The organism is Streptomyces avidinii (assembly GCF_045161815.1).
In the GTDB taxonomy this organism is placed as follows: domain Bacteria; phylum Actinomycetota; class Actinomycetes; order Streptomycetales; family Streptomycetaceae; genus Streptomyces; species Streptomyces avidinii.
Genome location: NZ_CP108863.1, coordinates 1,007,896 through 1,026,041, shown reverse-complemented (window position 1 = coordinate 1,026,041; position 18,146 = coordinate 1,007,896). Strand labels below are relative to the sequence as shown.

Here is an 18,146-nt window from a genome sequence, read left to right as displayed (position 1 = left end):
CCCCAGCACCCGACGCCTTCGTTCCGAGAGGAGTGAGGGCTCTCATGCGCTACGAATTCCGCATCTCGGGGGTCGTGCCGGACACACTCGCCGCCAGTTTTCCCGAGCTCGACCGGATTCCGGTACCGGAGCAGACGCTCCTGTTCGGCAGCGTGGCGGACGAGGCGCACCTGTACGGGCTCCTCACCCGCTTCCAGTCCCTGGGTCTGCGGGTGCTCGAAATGCGCCGGCTGCCCGCATGAGGCCGGGGCCGGAGGCCGAGCCGGATCTGGAGACCGGGCCGGATCTGAGACCGGGCGTAGACCACCCGCTTCGGGTGATCACAGGGACCGGGCCGCCGGACGACACTGCGATGTGGGCGCCGAAGCCTGTGACCGACAAGCCGGAGCAGGACGGTCCTGCGCTGCACCGCCAACTGTGAGGTGAATTCCATGGGCCAGCCGACACCGACCGGGGGAAACTGGAACACCGGCCCCGCGCCGGGCAACACTCCGATGTTCTCGGGCGACGACAGCCAGGGCGCGGGGAACGTGGGCACGATGTTCGCCGCGGTCCTCCTCCTGGTGGTCGGTTGCCTCTCGATCTTCCAGGGCATCGCGGCCATCGCGAAGGATGACGTCTACGCCCGGATCGGAAGCTACGTCTTCGAATTCGACCTGACGGCGTGGGGATGGATCCATCTCATCGTCGGAATCATCGTCGTCCTCACCGGAGTGGGCCTGTTCGCCGGGTCGAACCTGGCGAGGGGCGCGGGTATCGCCCTCGCCGGGATCAGCGTGATCCTCAACTTCATGTGGCTGCCGTACCAGCCCTGGTGGTCGATCATCATCATCGCGATCGACGTGTTCATCATCTGGGCGCTGTGCACGAGCTGGACACACTCCACCGAATGACGAGAGGGCAGTGGCGGCACCCGATCCGGCAACGGGTCGGGTGCCGCCGCGTGTGCCGTGACCACGCGGTGACGGTGCCGGTGCCGGCTCCGGGCCCGCGACGACCGCCGGCCTTGCTGATCATCCCTGGTCGGTGGGGCGACGGACGGGCTCAGCAGCACGCCGAGGCACGGCACCGGACGACGCGGACCTGACCGACAAGATCCGAAAGAGACGACCTAGTGACCTGAGTCAGAGATTCGGTGGCAGTAGGCGGCGACTCTGTCGAGGATCTCGTCGGCGGTCTTGGTCCAGACGAAGGGCCGTGGGTGGTCGTTCCAGTCGGCGAGCCAGCCCCGGATATCGCGTTCGAGTGCCTGGACCGAGCGGTGGACGCCACGCTTGAGCTTCTTCTGCGTGAGTTCGGCGAACCACCGCTCCACCAGGTTCAGCCACGACGAACTCGTCGGTGTGAAGTGCAGGTGGAACCGCGGGTGGGCCAGCAGCCACTTCTTGATGTCGGGTGTCTTGTGGGTCGCATAGTTGTCGAGGATGAGGTGGACCTGGAGGCCGGCTGGGACCTCTTTGTCGACCTTGGCCAGGAACTTCTTGAACTCGGCGGCCCGGTGGCGTCGGTGGAGCGATCCGATCACCCTGCCGGTCGCGACCTCCAGGGCCGCGAAGAGGGTGGTGGTGCCGGCCCGGATGTAGTCGTGGCTGCGTCGCTCCGGAACGCCGGGCATCATCGGCAGGACGGGTTGTGACCGGTCCAGGGCCTGGATCTGCGACTTCTCGTCCACGCAGAGGACCAGGGCCTTCTCCGGCGGGTCGAGGTAGAGGCCGACGACGTCACGGACCTTGTCGATGAACAGCGGATCCGTCGACAGCTTGAACGTCTGGGACCGGTGCGGGGCCAGGGCGAACGCCCGCCAGATCCTCGAGACCGCCGACTGCGACATCCCGGTCGCCGCGGCCATCGACCGGGTCGACCAGTGGGTGGCATTCTTCGGTGTCTCCTCGAGGGTCTTGACGATGACCCGCTCGACATCCGCATCGGTGATCTTCCGTGGCACACCGGGCCGTGGCTCGTCATGCATGCCTTCCAGGCCGCGGTCGAGGAACCGGCGCCGCCAGGTCCGCACCGTCTCGGGAGCGATCCCCAGACGGCGCGACACCTCCGCGATCGAATGTCCCTCCGCGGACTCGAGCACGATCCGTGACCGCAACGCCAGGGCCTGAGCCGTCGAACGACGGCGCACCCACCCCTCGAGCACAGCGCGCTGGGCATCGGTCACGGACAACGGCGGGATCTTCGGTCCAGGACGACTCACACCCAACCAACGACGAATCTCTGACTCAGGTCACTAGCGGCGGCGGAGGTTGTCCGCGATGGTCAGGAACACGATCAGGTTCGGCACCTGCTGGGCCTTGGGCGCCGCCCAGGCCTTCGTCCGGCCGGACCGCCAGACGCAGACCATTCCCCCGCGCACGGCCACCTCGCTCACGTCCCGCCACGGCAGCACCTCACCGGAGGCGTTCGTGACGCCGGCGGCGGACAGTTTGTACGGGCCGAAGCCGATCGTCCCGCCCTCCCGGACCAGCTTCCACATCTTCTCCACCTGGGCGCGGGCGACTGCCTCCGCGATCAGCGGGGCCCAGGTGTGCGAGCCCGCGTAGACGTCGGTGATCCGGGCCTTCGCCCCGCCCGGTGCGACCAGTTGGGAGACGTGCGCGCTTCCGACCGGCGTCCGCGTTCCCTTGTAGTCGATCACCTCCTGGACGGTCTCCTGATAGAGCACCACCCGCTCCCAGCGCGCCGCGAACAGCCCGCTGCCGCTCGTGTTCACGACCAGCCCGTGTTCGTACAGGTGCAGCCGCCTGGCCGCCAGGCGGCTGCGGAAGAGCGGGCTCTGGCCCACCGCCCAGGCGGCCAGCACTCCGATCCACAGGGGGAATATCGCGACCCCCCAGTGCACCTTCACCCATAACAGGACGCCACCGCCCAGCAGTGCGGCTATGCCGACCAGGGAGCCGACGATGAACCACATCCGGTACTTCTCCTGGACCCCGACCTCGCTCTCGGGGCGGAAGGTGTGCTCCAGGCTGCCCAGGTGGTGGCGGGTGGCCAGCGCGTTCGCGGCAGGGGAGGGCGACGTCGGTACGGTCGTCATGCGCGGCCTCGGCTTCAAGGTCACGGCGGACCCCGCAAGGTCGCCTGAGCGGGCGGGAGTTCACCGGTCGACCGCGGCGGAGCCGGTGAGTGGCCCCAGCAGCCAACACCACGATCAGCACCCGGGCAAGCCCTTCCGGAGCTCGCTCCAGCACTCCTGTGGTGGGAGAGCCCCGGCCGTCTGCCGGCCCCTGCCCGGCCCTCCACCACCCGGCAGGATCCGGAAGAGACGGCCTCAGGTCTGGATCAGGGCGTGCAGATGCTGGTCGTGCCACCCGTCGGCGTGCAGCAGGGCACTGCGCATGGTGCCTTCGAGGGCATATCCGGCCCGGTCCGCGACGCGGCAGGAGGGCGTGTTGGTCACCGCGTGGCACAACCGCAGGCGGTGCAGACCGAGTTGGTCGAGCGCCCAGCGGCTGACCCGCTCGGTCGCCTCGACGGCAACGCCTGCACCGCGGGCCGCGGGCAACAGCCAGTAGACGATCTCGGCGCTGCCTCCGGCCAGATCGATGTCGCCCCAGCCGATCAGGCCCGCCGCCTCGCCGCCCGGTCGGGCGATGGCCCACATCGCGCTGAGCTCGGCCTGCCATCGCTGGTGCATGCGCTCGATCCGCTCGGCCGCCTCGGCCGCGGAGTTCACCACCAGGCGGTTCCACAGGCGGATCGCCGGGTCCTGGCTCGCGGCCAGCAGGGCGCCGGCGTCACCGGGCTGCCAGGGGCGCAGCTCCCACCCGCCGGGCAGCGCGAGTACGGGCTGTTCCGCCTCGGCCATGCGGCCGGCGGGAACGACGGGCGGTATGGGCGGTATGGGCGCGGAAATGATCATCTCGGCATCCTGCCACACCCCTGTCTCGCCCCCGCAGCGCCCGGCACCCTAACCGTGCACCGGGAAGGACGCCTGATAAGCGAGCCGACCGTCGGCCTCGCCGCCGATCCGCGCGAGGAGATCGTCGAGCGCGAGGTACGCCTCCCAGCGCTCTCCGCCCGTGGCCCGTGCCAGGTGCGAGATCACCAGGTCCTCCAGCTCCGGGACGCGCTTGTTCTTCCAGACCTTGTCGGCGGTGCTCACCAGCAGGTCTTCGAGCGTCGCACCGGGAGCCGTCCACGAGCCGTGGGTCCCGGCGAAGCGGGCCAGGTCCGGCTCGAACCCGTGGGCCAGCAGCAGCTCCCGGCCCGCCTCCTCGTGCGAGGAACCGGGCTCGGACAGTTCGGCCGTGTGGACGGTCTTGCCGATGTCGTGGGTCGCCGCACCGAAGAGCACGGCCGCGCGGTCGACCGCGATCTCCGGATACCGGTGCTCCATCCACTCGACCACTTGCACCGCCACGTGGTGGACGGCCCGCAGATGGGCGGCCAGTCGCGGTGGTGCGTCGAGGGAACCGAGGAGATCCACCACCGCGGGCGGGAGCGGCCGCAGAGGTGGATCGGCGGGAGCGTGCAGGGCCCGGGACAGGGCGCTCGAGGGGGTCACCCGTTCAGGCTACCGATGTGGCGACCGTGGCCGCGGGGTCAGGACCAGCCCAGCTCCGTGTAGCGACGGCCGGCACGGATGCCCTCGATCGCCGCCCCGGCGTACGGCACGATCGGCTGCGGCAGTTCGTCCGCCGGCCACCAGGCCCAGCCGATGCACTTGTCCGGCTCGCGGACCTCTTCCGTTCCCTCCCATCGGTGTGCGCGGAAGACCAGTTGCATACGCGGCCGGGAGCCCGGCGGGTCCACCACGTGCACGGTGTGCACGAGTTCGAGGTCCGCCGCCCCGATCCGCAGGCCGGCCTCCTCCCGGGCTTCGCGGATCAGGCAGGCGATCGCGGACTCCCGCTCGCAGTGGCCGGCGAGGAAGTGGTGGTGCGAGGCGCCGAAGGGCGAGTCGGGATGTCGGAGCCCGAGCAGGACCCGGCCCTCGCGTTCCAGGTAGAGGTGGACCCCGATGACGTTGGGGCAGGCCCGGCCGCCGGCGACCGTGGCGGGCGCCGCTGTCCCGGCCCGGTGCAGGTCGATGACCTGCTGTGTCCACGGACACATCGTCAGGTACGGGGTTGTCGCCGAGTCGAACCAGCGGAGCATGATCCCTTCGCCGAGCGGGAGGGCGTCGGCATCGCCGTCCCAGGCGCCGAGGTAGACCTGGATCCGCCCCTTGTCGAGGCCGTCGGGACTGGTGCAGTCGACCACGGTGAACGGCTCCAGCGGTACCGTCAGGCCCGTCTCCTCCTTCAGCTCCCGCACGATCGCCTCGTGCGCCGTCTCCGTCCCCTCGCGCGCGCCGCCCGGGATGCTCCACGTCCCGGGGTCGCAGATCTCCGGCTTGTTCGCGTCGCGCAGGTGCAGCAGGTACTGGCCGCGCGGGTTGACCAGCAGTGCGGCGGTGCCGTTCGGTTCGGCGGAAGTGGTGGACATGGGCAGGCTCCCCCTCGTCGCGTCCTGCGTATGGGTACATCAGGGGTATGCATGCCCAAAGAACGTAGCCTTCGCGACCTTGACGGCCGGGATGCGGCTTCGTAGGGTCGGCGCGGCCTCACGCGGCCGACCGGCCAGCCGCCGCCCGCCGCCGCCCGCCGCCGTAAGAAGGAGCACCCGGATGTCCCTTCGCCGCCCGCGGACCCTGCTCGCGATGTCCCCCGAGCTGCGGCCCCGTCTGCTGGACGCGGCCGCCGACCGCCGGCTGCGCGAAGTGGCCCTGCTCGAAACGGAGTCGGTGGTCGACGACTTCGGCCGGCCGGACGCGGCAGCCGTCCTGTCGGAGGCGGAGGTCCTGCTCACCTGCTGGGGCGCTCCGGCCGTCGACGCCCGGGTGCTCGCCGTCGCGCCCCGCCTGCGTGCCGTCGTACATGCGGCAGGATCCGTCAAGCAGCTTGTCACCGAAGCCTGTTGGGACCGCGGCATCGTCGTGTCCTGCGCTGCGGCGGCCAACTCCGCGCCGGTGGCCGAGTACACCGTGGCCATGGTCCTAATCTCCAACAAGCGCGTGATGCAGTTGCGCGAGGAGTACCGCAGTGTGCGCGGCCGCCGGCACGACTGGCACCTGCGCTACGCCCACGCGGGGAACTACCGCCGCACCGTCGGTGTCGTCGGCGCCTCCCGGATCGGCCGCCGGGTGATCGAGCTGCTGCGTCCGTACGATCTCGAACTCGTCCTGTACGACCCGTACACGAGCACCGAGGAGGCCGCGCGCCTCGGCGTCCGCCCCGTCGGGCTCGACGAGCTCTGCCGGGTGTCCGACATCGTCAGCCTGCACGCGCCGGAACTGCCCCGGACCCGGGGGATGATCGACCGTCGGCGGCTGGGGCTGATGCGCGACGGCGCGACGCTGATCAACACGGCCCGCGGCTCTCTCGTGGACACGGCTGCGCTGACGGACGAGTTGACCTCCGGACGGTTGCACGCCGTCATCGACGTCACCGAGCCGGAGGTCCTGCCCGCCGAGTCCCCCCTGTACGATCTGCCGAACGTACTGCTCACCCCGCACGTCGCGGGCTCCCTCGGCAACGAACTCCACCGCTTGGCCGACTCCGCGATCCAGGAGATCGCCCGCTACGCCGCCGGCCTGCCGTTCGCCCACCCGGTGCACCGCGAGGACCTCGACCGGACCGCCTGAACGCATGCCGGCGAATACCCCCGGATGCCTCAGGTGCCGATGGCCTGCCCGAAGGTGAAGAAGCCGTCCGGGTCCACCCGCTTCTTGATCTCGACCAGCCGCGGGTAGTTGGCGCCGTAGTACGCCGTACGCCAGTCCGGCAGGTCCGGGTCGATGAAGTTCTGGTACGCCCCCTCGCCGGCGTACGGGGCCATCGCCTCCCGCAGCTCCGCCAGCCAGCGCAGATTGGCCTCCACCGTGGCCGGGGTGTCCTGCTCGGACCAGGAGGTGTCCATGCTGACCAGGCTCAGTGCGTCCCGGTGGACGAACGCGGTGTCGCCCGGAGCCACCCGGTTGATCGCGCCGCCCCACGTGTACAGGGCCAGGCCGCAGCCGTCCGGGTTGCCGCTGCCGGGCCTGCGTTCGAGCAGGGCGAGGACGGTGGCGAGCGCGTCGGCGGGCAACGGCTCGGTGGCGAAGCGGGTCCGTACGGCGAACGCCCCGGCCGAGGTCTCGTGCAGCAGATAGTCCTTGGCCTCCCAGAAGGTGCGGTCGGCGATGTCCTCACGGACCGGGCGGGTCGCCGCGAGGGCCGGGGCGATCAGCTCGCGCAGTTCGCTCGCGGGGCCCAGGTGCAGACCGACGGCCGACACCGTGGCCCCGGCCGCGTCGGCGGCGCTGACGCCCAGCCGGAGGGAGAACTCGTCCGGTGCCTTCCGCGCGATCTCCTGCATCACGGTGAAGACCTCGGGTGCGTCCGCTCCGTCCCACAGCAGCAGGCAGGTGGAGACGCCGGACACCGGCGTCGCCCGGAAGGTGAAGGACAGGTTGATGCCGAAGTTGCCGCCGCCGCCCCCGCGGCAGGCCCAGTACAGGTCGGGGTTCTCCTGGGCGTCGCAGGTCAGCAGTCGGCCGTCGGCGGTCATCAGGGTGGTCCGCACGAGTGCGTCCGCCGTGAGCCCGAGCTTGCGCGAGGTGGAGGAGGAGCCTCCGCCGAGCGTGAGGCCGGCGATGCCGACGGACGCGCCGTTGCCCAGCGCGAACGCCATCCGGTGGGGCTGGATCGCGGCGTACACGTCGGACATCAGCGCCCCGCCCGCGGCCGTGACCAGCCCGGTGGAACCGTCGACGGACACGGTGTTCAAGGCGCTGAGGTCGAGGACCAGGCCGCTGCCGGCCGAGTATCCCGCATAGCTGTGCCCGCCGCCGCGCGCGACGAGGCCGATGCCGCACTCGCGTGCCCATGCGACGGCGCGGCGCACGTCGGCGGTGTTCGCCGCCGCCAGCACACCGCTCGGCGTGGTGCTCGCGTAGCGCTTGTTGAAGGGGGCGACGGCCGGGCGGAATCCGCAGTCGTCCGGGCGCAGCACGCGGCCGGTCACGGCCCGCTCCAGCCGCCGCCAGTCGGAGGCGGAGGCGCCCTGCCTCGCGCTCGCGCTCGTGCGCGAGCCGGGGCCCGGGCCCGGGCTCACCCGACCTCCTCGATGTAGGAGACCCCGGTGGCGGCGTGCGGGCCGTAGCGCTCCCATTCCTCACGCAGCAGCAGGCGGCCGTCCTCGGCCACCTCCGGCGTGTTGACCGTGCGTCCGCAGACGACCTCGCCGGTCGCGAAGACGAGGGTGTAGCCCATGGAGAGGGTGCCGTCGGGTTCGCAGGTGCCGACCGTCCAGCCGCGGCGCACCTCGCCGCCGACGACCTCGCCCCACACCAGATCGCCCTGCTGGTGGTAGACGGCGACGGTCCGGATGTCGCCCTTCGGCTTGCGGAACTTCCGCCCGTCGTAGTTGATCACGGGGTCGGCTCCGGGTGTCGTGCGAGGAACTCGGCCGACATGTCCGGGCCCCACCAGATCGCGTAGTAGGAGAAGTCCTCGTGGTGCTCGTTGACGATGTGGTGCTCGACTCCGCCCCGCACGATCGCGATGTCCCCGGCGGCGAGTTCGTGCCGCCCGTCCTTGCTGACCACCTCGGCCCGGCCGGACATGACGATGAACATCTCGCGTTCGTGATGGGCGTGGGCATCCGTCACGTCGCCGGGGCGCAGGACGCACCAGGCTCCGCGAAAGGGGGTGTCCAGTCCGGGCCACGGATGGAGCAGTTTCAGATCCAGTCCGTGGTCCCGGACCAGGTTTTCCGGCTCACTTCTCCGAATGGTCACGTCGGATTGTTCCTGGTCGGTCAACGTCCCACTCCGATCGACGTCCCTCATTATCACGGCGGCGCGTGACGTCGTTCAGGCTAGAAGGCGGGGACTCCCTCTCGACAGGGGAATTGTTCCCTTGTCGAAGGGGAATTGCCGGTACGGCAGAGATCGCGAATCGGTGGATCAGCCGTGCCCGAGACCGGCATCCCGGGCGAGCACGATGGCCTGCGAGCGATCGGCCACGCCGAGCTTGCCGAATATCACCGAGACGCGGTTGCTGACGGTCTTCGAGGCGAGCACGAGCTCACGGGCGATGGTGGTATTCGACTTGCCCGCGGCGATGCGTTCCAGCACGTCCCGTTCCCGGTTGGTCAGTTGCGGGAACGGATAGTAATACTGCTGTCCGGACGTCGCGCGCATCAGTGCGCCCAGCCGCCCGGCGATCGACTTGTCGATGATGGCCTCGCCGGCCGCCACGGCCTGGATCCCGCGCAGGATCTGGTCCGCGTCGGCCCGTTTGAACAGGTAGCCTCGTGCGCCCGCCTGGAGCGCCGAGGTGATGGCCTGGTCGTCGTCCACGGCGCTGAAGACGAGGATGCCCGTATCGGGCCATAATCGCAGGACCTCGGGAATGACCCGCGCCCCGGCCGCCCCGTCCATCTGTGGGTCGAGCACGAGGACACCGGGCCGGCAGCGGCACATTTCCTCGATCACCTCGTCCGCCGTCGCGGCTTCCCCGACGACCGAAATGCCCCCGGACCGTTCGAGAACGGAACGGACGCCGTGGCGAATTGCGGGCTGGGCGTCGGCGAGAACGACGGATACCGAGGTGAGGACTCGGTGGACGACCGGGAAGTCTTGGTCGGGACGGAGCGGCGCACTCTCTCTTCGTGGATCACTGTGTGACGAGAGTGGCCAGATTAATCTCATGGTGTTCGTTTTCTGATTCATTTCGTACCTTCCCCCCACTTGATCGTGCAAGGCGGTCCATGCTGACCGGCCGGTACCCAGAATGGTCCAGAGGTCCAGCCCACCGCAACGGTGAGGAGTATGGGAAGAAGTGCGATAGTTATACCTCTGAAGGCATCACTATTCGCATATTTTCCGTGGCCTTCGCACATGCATCGACCATTTGAAATCGGGTCGTGTCACGCACCCACGGAACCGACCACTCCGACATCCTGTGCGCGACGCAGGATCGCCTCCCGGTCGCGCCAGTGCGCCCAGAATGCTCCCGTGTATCCGAGCCCGCCCAGACTGGTCAGGAAGGGATTGTCCGCATAGTTGTTGTCGTGCTCGCTGGAGCCCGCCAGCGTCGGCAGCATCACCCGGTAGTGGTCCGCGGGGTCGACGAGTTCCCACAGGAGATCGACGGACCGGCTCCAGCGCCCGGAGGGATCGGCAACCGTGTCGGTGTCCTCCAGCAGATCCGGCGAGAAGTAGCAGACCAGCCGGAAGTTGCCCGACGCGTCGAACATGAACTGCCGCTCGTACTCCACCGGCCCGGAACACCGGGACAGGGGCTTCAGGACGATCGGCTCGGTGGCCGTGTTGGACTGCAGGCCCGGTACCGTCCGCACCCCGTCGCACCGCTCGGCCATCGCGATGCCCAGCGGGGTGTGGGGGAAGAGCCGCAGCCCCAGCGAGAAGCCTGTCACGGTGGCATCCAGCGCCATGAACGCGTCTACGCATTCGCGCATGGTCTGCGGGGTCTCGCCCGGCATTCCGAAGAGTGCCTCGACCATGGTCAGCATGCCGTTCGCGTGGCAGAGCCGGACCAGCCGCTCGGTGTCGGCGAAGGTGTAGTAGGTGGTGCCCTTCTCCGTGATCTTCCAGCCGCTCAGCATGTCGCCCCGCACATGGTCCGAGCCGACGTTCACCCCGCGGCAGCCCGCCGCCGCGAGCAGCTCGGCGAACTCCTCGTCGAACGGCGAGGGCTGGCAGTAGACCCACAGCCGCAACGCGTTCAGCGGGTTCCCGGCGTCGGAATGCTTGCGCCGGACGATCTCGCGCAACAGGTTCTTGGCGTGGGATATGGACAGGTTGAACTCGCTGTCGGTGGTGTGCTGGTCGAGAACACCCTGCGCGGCCAGCGACTGCATCTCGTCGACCACGGCGGCCACGTCCCGCCGGCCCGTCCGGATGCCCTTGGCGTCCGGCTCCACACAGTGCGAACAGCGGTAGGTGCACCCGTTCTTGGTGAGGATCCCGGCCAGCCCGCCGCTCTGGTAGTACAGCAGGTTGTCGACCTTGTGCGGCGTGCCGGAGCGGCGGACGTACATCCCGGACCGGTCCACCTGCCAGGTCCGGTCCTCGAACTGCCCGGCGGACAGCGGCGCCGCCACCGTACGGCGGCCGGGCAGGGTCAGCGCCGGCGGCGGCACCCGGGTCACTCCCTCCGGGGTGTTGCGGATGAGCCCGCCCACCGTGTCCGTGTCACGTCCGGTGACCAGCGCGTCGGCGAGGTCGCAGATGATCTGCTCACCCGGTCCCTTGACGCCGAAATCGATGCCGAAGTAGTCGACCAGCGCGAACGGCATGGAGGAGAAGCCGATGCCGCCGCCGACGATCGGCGCATCGGTCAGCCGCCTGATCTCGGTGATGATCTCCTTGTGCTCTCCGACGAACGGGCGCTGCTCGAAGGCGTAGACGGTATCGGTATTGCGGATGGTGACACCGACGAGCACGGGACTGCGCGCCCCGAAGTACTCGGAGAGGCAGGACTTCCAGTCCTCCCGGTGGAACGTGAGGTCGACCACCTCGACCTCGAAGTCGGCGGCCTCCAACGAGGTCGTGAGCACATCGAGCGCATACGGCGCGATCGGTGGGTGCACCTTGTTGGGATTGACCAAAAGCACCAGGCCTCGGCCCATCGGACTTTCTCCCCCCTGGCCTGCACGCAGGCGAATTGCGTTATCTGACGATGCCGAGGCAGATCCCGAACTCGGGCTTCCCGCCCAGCAGATAGGCGCCGGCCGACTGGAGGATGCGGTCCTGGGCGGTGGCGTGCTGGCACATCGTGGTGGTGTCGCGCATCCAGCGGTCCATCGGCGACGACTGGTGGATCGACCAGGTCTGGAGCAGGTCGCAGAGCCTGCTGACGATCGCCCGCGAGGTGCGGAAGGCGTGCACCCAGGCGATCGGGGACGCGGCGCGCTCCTCGGGAGTGAGGTCGTCCAGGGTGCCGCCGGCGGCCAGCACCTCCCACTGGCGCCGTTGGCTCCCGTACACACCGCCCCGGGTGGCGAGGAAGTCCGCCTCGCACTCGGCGAGCGTGACCTGGGCCCGGAAGTGGTCCTTCCACGCCACGCCGGTCATCCGGTCGACCCGGGTCCGGGCGATCTCCCGCGCGTGGTCCAGCGCCGCCCGGGCCACCCCGAGCGCCACCCCGCACATGCTGCGCGTGAACGCGTCCGGCTGGGCGAGCGGGCCGGGCCGGCCGCGTACCCTGCCGAAGCTGTACGTGTGCTCCTCGGGGACGAAGACATCGGCCATCGTGTAATCGCAACTGCCGGTGCCCCGCATGCCCATGGTGTGCCAGTTGTCGATCACCTCGACCTGCGCCCGGGGCACCAGGAACTGCCGCGACTCGTGCGGATTGCTGCCGTCCGGGCTCGCGTACGGCCTGCCGTCCTCGAAGAGGAACGCACCCGAGGTCACCCAGTCGCAATGGGTGATCCCGCTGCCGAACGGCCAGCGGCCCGAGAGCCGGAACCCACCGGGAACCCGCTCGGCGCGCCCCGTCGGCTGCAGCAGCCCCGCCATGATCGTGTCCGGGGTCGGGAACACCTCCTTGGCCACCCTCTCGTCGAGGAAGGCACTGAAGATGCCGCCACTCGCGCCCATCACCGCGCACCAGGCCGCGGAGGCGTCCCCGTACGCCAGCGTCTCGACGACCCGGGTCTGCTCCATCGTGGTCAGCGACAGGCCGCCCAGCTCACGGCCGAAGGCCATCCGGAACACCCCGGCGTCCCGCAGCAGGTCCACCACGTCGGCCGGCAGCCGCCGCGCCTCCTCGATCTCCGCCGAGCGCTCCCGCAGCAGCGGCGCCAGCTCCTTCGCACGGGCGAGGAGCTCCGCCGCGGTGGCGGGGACCTCGGCCCCCGGGCTTCGGGTCATGGTCATGCGATCGCCCTTCACTTGGCCCTACTTGACGATGCCGAGGCTCATCCGGAACTTGGGCGGCCGGCCCAGCAGATAGGCGCCGCCGGATTCGAGGATCAGGTCCGAGGCGGCGACGTGCTGGCACATGGTCGCGGTGTCGCGCATCCACCGGTCCATCGGCGAGGACCGGTTGATCGACCACGCCTGGAGCAGGTCGTAGAGCCGGTTCACGATCGCCCGCGAGGTGCGGAAGGCGTGCACCCAGGCCAGTGAGGACGCGGCCCGCTCGGTGGCGGTGAGATCGTCCAGCGTGCCGCCGCCGGCCAGCACGTCCCAGTGCCGCTGAGAGCTGCTGTGGACACCGCTGCGGGCGGCGTTGTACTCCGCCTCGCACTCGGCGAGGGTGACCTGTACACGGAAGGTGTCCGCCCACACCGTGTCGGTCATCCTGTCCACCCGGGTGAGCGCGGTCTCCCGGGCGTAGTCCAGGGCGGCCCGGGCCACTCCGAGCGGCACCGCGCACAGGCTGCGCATGAAGGAGTCCGGCTGGGCGATCGGGGTGTCCGTGCGGCCCCGCACCTTGTAGAAGGTGTAGGTGTGCTCCTCGGGTACGAACACATCGGTGATGGTGTAGTCGCTGCTCCCGCTGCCGCACAGCCCGGTGGTGTCCCAGTTCCCGACGACCCCGACCTCGTGGGCCGGCACCAGGAACTGCCGCGACGCGTGCGCGTTGCTGCCGTCCGGGCTCGCCCACGGCTCGCCGTCCTGGTAGATGAACGCCCCGGAGGTCACCCAGTCGGCGTGGGTGATCCCGCTGCCGAACGACCACCGGCCGGTCAGCCGGAAGCCGCCCGGAACCCGCTCCGCGTGCCCGGCCGGCGCGATCAGACCTGCGGTGATCATGTCCAGGCTCGGGAACACCTCCTTGACCACGGAGGGGTCCAGGAAGTTGCTGATCGCCCCGGTCATCGCACCGATCGCGGCGCACCAGCCGGCCGAGGCGTCCCCGTGGGCGAGGGTCTCCACGACCTCGGCCTGCTGCATCGACGTCAGCTCGGGACCGCCCCACTCGGGTCCGAAGCACATCCGGAACACCCCGGTGTCGCGCAGCATGTCCACGACGTCCGCCGGGAGTTGCCGGGCCTGCTCGATCTCCTGCGACCGCTCCCGCAGCCGCGGAGCCAGTGCCTTGGCCCGCTCCAGGATCTCTGCCGCGGTGGTGGGTGCTTCGGTGCCCGGGTTCCGGGTCGTGCTCATGCGTTCCCCCTCGGGTGACGGTGTGGTGCGACCTGTGGGTCGTGCGTGCCCTGTGTGCTCTGTGTGCCCTGTGTGCTCTGTGTCTCGTGCAGGTCCTGTGCGTCCGGTGGGTGTCCTGGTGCGTGCCGCCGCCCGTGCACCGAGGTGCAGGCGGTCACTCGTCCACGTCGAGCAGACCCGCCGGCATCTCGAACGGCGCGTCCGGATCCGGCGGGCCGATCGGTACGGCGTCCAGCTCGACCAGTGCTCCGGCCGCGTCCAGCCGCTCCAGGCAGGTCCGGGTGTCGTCCGCCTCGCACACCACGAAGGAGTGGCGCGCCAGGTAGCCTCCCGGTGGCAGTCGAAGGGTGGTCCCCGGCTCGGCCATCGGCGCGGCGGTCACCAGACCCGGTGCCCGGGCCGGTACGCGCACCGAGCGCAGCAGACAGTCCCGCTCCGGGTAGCCGAACCGGATGCCGGCCACCGCCCGCCGGGTGGGCCTGGTGTCGGGCCGTTGTCCGGTGGCCACGTCGAAGAGCACCTCACCGGGCTCGATGCCGGTGGCGGTCCTGCCGAGGAAGGGGATCAGGTCCCCGCCGAGGCGGCCGTTGATCTCGATGACGAGGGGCCCGCGATCGGTCAGCCGCAGTTCGCTGTGGGTGATGCCGTCCTCGATCCCGAGCGCCTGGTGGGCGCGGGCCAGGGTGCTCAGCAGCTCCCGGTCCGCCAGCAGCGGGTCGGCCGCGTCGACCAGGTGCCCGACCTCCTCGAAGTACGGCTGGTCGCTGCTGTGCTTGCGGGCCAGGAACATCGGCAGGTACTCGCCCTTGTGGACGGCGCCGTCGACGCTGATCTCCGGGCCGGGGGCGTACCCCTCGACCATCGCGCTCGCGCGGTAGGGCCCCGGATCGACCTCGCTCGCGGCCAGCGCGATCCGGAACGCCGCCTCCACCTCGGCCGCGTCGGCCGCGAAGACGACGCCGATGCTCGCGCCCATCGCCCGGGGCTTGATCACCACCGGGTAGCCGATCCGGTCGGCCGCCGCCCTGGCCTGCTCGACCGTGGTGGTCAGCTCGAAGCCCGGCTGGTAGAGGCCCGCAGCGGTGAGCTCGGCCCGGGTGCGCTGCTTGTCACGGCATCCGCGCACACCCGGTACGGACAGCCCCGGCACCCCGAACTCGGCGGCGAGCAGCCCGGCGTCCAGGACGAGCGGCTCGTCCCAGCACATCAGCCCGACGATCCGGCGCCGGTCCGCCACCTCACGGGCGGCCGCCCCCATCGCCTCGGAGTCGAAGACGTTGGCGACGATGATCTCGTCGAAGTAGTCGCGCTGCCAGGTGGGCTTCAGATTGTTGAGCAGCACCATGTCCAGGCCGGCCCCCCGGGCGCGGCGGCGGATCGGCGCGATCAGGTACTCCCGGTACACCTTCAGCCCGCTGCCGATGACCAGCAGGGTGCCCTTGCCGGTACTCATCACACGCCCCCGGTGGCGGTGGTGGTGGTCGCGGTCGTGGTGGGGGGTGTGTCGGCGCGGCGGGTGAGGAGGTCGGTGAGGATGTCGTGTGAGCGGTGGGCGAGGACGCTGATGAGGGAGTCGGCGATGCCGTGGGTTTCTTCGTTGACGCCTTGGAGGTAGACGGCGCCCCAGGCGGATTCGCCGAGGTCGACGCGGTAGTTGCGGCTGACGGTGACGTCGTCCAGGCCGACCCGTGCCGCGAGTTCCCGTACGAGGGCGGGCTTGCGGGGGTCGAAGCCGGTGCCCAGCACCACCAGGTCGCACCGGAGCGGCTCGATCTTGCCGCTCAACCGGTCCCGCAGATCGAGGACGACCTCGCCGCCCTCCGTCCGCGCACCCGCCACTTCGGTCATCGCGCGCACCTCGGAGCGCTGCGGCCCCACCATCTTCTGGCGGTACAGCATCGTGTAGAGCTCGTCGAGGAACGGCGGGGCCAGACCGGCGTAGTTCGTGAACCGCATCTCGTCCAGGAGCTGGGATCGGACCTCGGCCGGGCTGTCGTAGAACTCGTCGACGAAGGACGGGAAGAACAGCTCGTTGACGAACTTGCTGGACTGGTAGTTCTGCAGCCCGATCGAGCGCACCACCATGGTGATGCGACTGGCCGGCAGGTTCTCGTGCAGCGCGAAGAACATCTCCGCGGCGCTCTGCGCCCCACCCACGACCACGACCCGGACGGGCTGGTCCTTCGGTATCTGCGTGATCCGGGTACGGTACTGCGCGCTGTGGATCAACCGGTCCCCGGGGAGACCGGCGAACACCTCGGGGACGCGGGGGTCGCGGCCGCCGCCGATGACCAGGTCGCGGCAGCGGACGGTGTCGCCGTCGGTGAGCCGCACGCTCCAGCCGGACAGGGCGCCGTCCGCGCCGTACAGCGGGTCGACCCGGGCGGCGCGGGCGTCGTAGCGGATCCGCACCCGTTCGAGGGAGGCGGCGACCCATTGGAGGTAGTCGGAGAACTCCCAGCGGAAGGGGTGGAAGGTCCCCAGGTTCACGAACTCGTCCAACCGGCCCTGTGCGTGCAGGAAGTTGAGGAAGGAGAACCTGCTGGTGGGATTGCGCAGCGTGACGAGGTCCTTGAGGAAGGACACCTGGCTGCGCGCCCACGGCATCAGCAGGTCCCGCTGCCACTTGATGTCCGGCCCCTGCTCCAGCAGCAGTGTGCCGTCCGCCAACGCGTCGGATCCGGACTCCTCGATGGCCACCGCCAACGCCAGATTCGCCGGACCCGCACCGATCGCCAGAACACCGACTTCCCGGTCAGTCACTCTTCCCCCTCGATGTCGATTCGGACCATGCCGGCAGCGGCCTCGGCCCGCCGGAGCGCCTCGGTCGAGCTGTCCGCGGCGGCCATGACGATGCCCGCCCGGTGCCACGAGTGGCGCAGCTCCGGGACCGGGTGACCGGGCCCCACGGTGACCGCGGCCAGGAACACGCCGTCCACCTGCCGGGCGTCCTCGACCCCGTGCACCGCGGTCACCCGGCCCGGTGCGGCCGCGATGAACCGCACGGCCGCACCGCCCTTCGCGCGCCGGGGCAGCTCGCCCGGCAGCTCCTCGCCCTTCAGCACCGCGTAGTAGCTGCGCAACAGCTCCACCGGATAGGCCAGTTCGATGGTGTCGACGATGCCTCCGCCGGGCAGTCGCCCTGCGCACTCCACGAGGTACGCGACCCCGTCGGAGACGATCCACTCACCGTGGACGAACCCGTCCCGGAAACCCACCGCCCCGACCAGGCGCGCGGTCCGCTCCACGAGCAACTGCGCGAGCTCCTCCGGAATGTCGGCCGGCACGGTGTGGGCCAGCTCCACCGGGTGGGGCCCCGGGAACAGCTCCTTGCCCGTGACGTTGACGAACAGCGCGCCCCCGTCCCGTACGAGCATCTCGACGCTGTACTCGGGCCCCGCGACGTACTGTTCGGCCAGCATGGACAGCTCCATGGGCCGGTCGGGTACGAAGATGCCCTCGTCCTGGACGAGGCAGTCCGCCCAGGCCTGTTCGACCTCGGCCGCCTCGTGGATCACCCGGGTACCCACCGACGCCTGACGGTTCGCCGGCTTGAGCACGACGGGCCCCGACCGGCCGCGCAGGAACGCCCGGACGTCGTCCGGACCCCGTACGGGGACACTCACCGGGTTCGCGATGCCGACGGCCGCGCTGACCCTGCGCAACAGGGACTTGTCGCGCAGGATCTGCGCGGCGCCGAGACCGGCGCCCGGCAGACCGTAACGCTCCGCGAGCCGGGCGGCGAACGGCGTCGCGTACTCGATCGCCGGGACGACCGCCGCGGGATCGAGCTCCCGGTGGGCATTGAAGAACTCATCGGCCTTCCCCGCGAGGTGGTACTCCCACTCGATGAGGCCGCGTACGAACGCCACCCCCTCGATCTGGTCGTGCACCCGCCGCTTGCGGACGACGTCCGGCTCCTCCACGTAGATCACCGAGTCGTCCGGCTGGAACGCCCCGATCGCGGCGAGCGTGACGCCCACGAACCCGACCACCAGGACCGGTCGGGCCGGTCGGGCCGGGTGGTCCG

The 18,146-nt window shown here is 70.2% G+C and carries 18 protein-coding genes; 3 read left to right on the top strand and 15 right to left on the bottom strand.

All coding sequences use genetic code 11. The features are described 5' to 3' along the window. Nucleotides 1-44: 44 nt before the first annotated feature. The gene (locus OG373_RS04740) at nt 45-242 is read left to right on the top strand and encodes a hypothetical protein (RefSeq protein WP_189744317.1); all 198 of its coding nucleotides are present in this window, start codon (nt 45-47) and stop codon (nt 240-242) included. A 189-nt stretch (nt 243-431) separates the two neighbouring features. Further along, entirely contained in the window at nt 432-893 is a 462-nt protein-coding gene (locus tag OG373_RS04735) for a hypothetical protein (RefSeq protein WP_397727715.1), read from the top strand. A gap of 218 nt (nt 894-1,111) precedes the next feature. Here the strand turns inward: OG373_RS04735 and OG373_RS04730 are convergent, their stop codons facing one another. From OG373_RS04730 to OG373_RS04710, 5 genes are all read right to left on the bottom strand, one after another. Continuing rightward, a complete protein-coding gene (locus OG373_RS04730) occupies nt 1,112-2,209 on the bottom strand; it encodes an IS630 family transposase (protein WP_405436064.1) in 1,098 nt (365 codons plus the stop codon). A gap of 27 nt (nt 2,210-2,236) precedes the next feature. Then, nucleotides 2,237-3,043, bottom strand: coding sequence for a DUF6585 family protein (locus tag OG373_RS04725; protein WP_405436062.1), 807 nt, complete (start codon nt 3,041-3,043; stop codon nt 2,237-2,239). 234 nt (nt 3,044-3,277) lie between these two features. Beyond that, nucleotides 3,278-3,868: a GNAT family N-acetyltransferase gene (locus OG373_RS04720; protein ID WP_405436061.1), complete on the bottom strand. Its 591-nt coding sequence runs from the start codon at nt 3,866-3,868 to the stop codon at nt 3,278-3,280. Between the two features lie 48 nt (nt 3,869-3,916). Further along, nucleotides 3,917-4,513, bottom strand: coding sequence for an HD domain-containing protein (locus tag OG373_RS04715; protein ID WP_405436059.1), 597 nt, complete (start codon nt 4,511-4,513; stop codon nt 3,917-3,919). Nucleotides 4,514-4,551: 38 nt separating this feature from the next. Further along, nucleotides 4,552-5,436 (bottom strand): NUDIX domain-containing protein, encoded by an 885-nt coding sequence (locus tag OG373_RS04710; RefSeq protein ID WP_405436057.1) that lies wholly within the window; start codon nt 5,434-5,436, stop codon nt 4,552-4,554. 181 nt (nt 5,437-5,617) lie between these two features. Here OG373_RS04710 and OG373_RS04705 point away from each other — a divergent pair, with 181 nt between their 5' ends. After that, nucleotides 5,618-6,634, top strand: coding sequence for a hydroxyacid dehydrogenase (locus tag OG373_RS04705; protein ID WP_405436055.1), 1,017 nt, complete (start codon nt 5,618-5,620; stop codon nt 6,632-6,634). 29 nt (nt 6,635-6,663) lie between these two features. Here OG373_RS04705 and OG373_RS04700 read toward each other — a convergent pair whose 3' ends face one another. From OG373_RS04700 to OG373_RS04655, 10 genes are all read right to left on the bottom strand, one after another. Then, nucleotides 6,664-8,085: an FAD-binding oxidoreductase gene (locus OG373_RS04700; protein ID WP_405436053.1), complete on the bottom strand. Its 1,422-nt coding sequence runs from the start codon at nt 8,083-8,085 to the stop codon at nt 6,664-6,666. After that, complete coding sequence (locus OG373_RS04695; protein WP_405436052.1) at nt 8,082-8,405, bottom strand: hypothetical protein; 324 nt, start codon at nt 8,403-8,405, stop codon at nt 8,082-8,084. Before OG373_RS04695 ends, OG373_RS04700 begins: the two co-directional genes overlap by 4 nt. Further along, entirely contained in the window at nt 8,402-8,770 is a 369-nt protein-coding gene (locus tag OG373_RS04690; RefSeq protein WP_397727701.1) for a cupin domain-containing protein, read from the bottom strand. Before OG373_RS04690 ends, OG373_RS04695 begins: the two co-directional genes overlap by 4 nt. Nucleotides 8,771-8,938: 168 nt before the next feature. Continuing rightward, entirely contained in the window at nt 8,939-9,685 is a 747-nt protein-coding gene (locus OG373_RS04685) for a response regulator (RefSeq protein WP_405443932.1), read from the bottom strand. A 218-nt stretch (nt 9,686-9,903) separates the two neighbouring features. Beyond that, nucleotides 9,904-11,628, bottom strand: coding sequence for a tryptophan 2-C-methyltransferase (gene tsrT, locus OG373_RS04680; RefSeq protein WP_405436049.1), 1,725 nt, complete (start codon nt 11,626-11,628; stop codon nt 9,904-9,906). A 40-nt stretch (nt 11,629-11,668) separates the two neighbouring features. After that, nucleotides 11,669-12,880: an acyl-CoA dehydrogenase family protein gene (locus tag OG373_RS04675; RefSeq protein WP_405436048.1), complete on the bottom strand. Its 1,212-nt coding sequence runs from the start codon at nt 12,878-12,880 to the stop codon at nt 11,669-11,671. 21 nt (nt 12,881-12,901) lie between these two features. Further along, the gene (locus OG373_RS04670) at nt 12,902-14,116 is read right to left on the bottom strand and encodes an acyl-CoA dehydrogenase family protein (RefSeq protein WP_405436046.1); all 1,215 of its coding nucleotides are present in this window, start codon (nt 14,114-14,116) and stop codon (nt 12,902-12,904) included. A gap of 154 nt (nt 14,117-14,270) precedes the next feature. After that, nucleotides 14,271-15,569, bottom strand: a complete 1,299-nt coding sequence (locus OG373_RS04665; protein ID WP_405436044.1) for an ATP-grasp domain-containing protein — start codon at nt 15,567-15,569, stop codon at nt 14,271-14,273. After that, a complete protein-coding gene (locus OG373_RS04660; protein ID WP_405436043.1) occupies nt 15,569-16,879 on the bottom strand; it encodes a lysine N(6)-hydroxylase/L-ornithine N(5)-oxygenase family protein in 1,311 nt (436 codons plus the stop codon). The genes OG373_RS04665 and OG373_RS04660 overlap by 1 nt, the downstream gene beginning before the upstream one ends. Continuing rightward, entirely contained in the window at nt 16,876-18,099 is a 1,224-nt protein-coding gene (locus tag OG373_RS04655) for an ATP-grasp domain-containing protein (RefSeq protein ID WP_405436041.1), read from the bottom strand. Before OG373_RS04655 ends, OG373_RS04660 begins: the two co-directional genes overlap by 4 nt. Nucleotides 18,100-18,146: the final 47 nt, after the last annotated feature.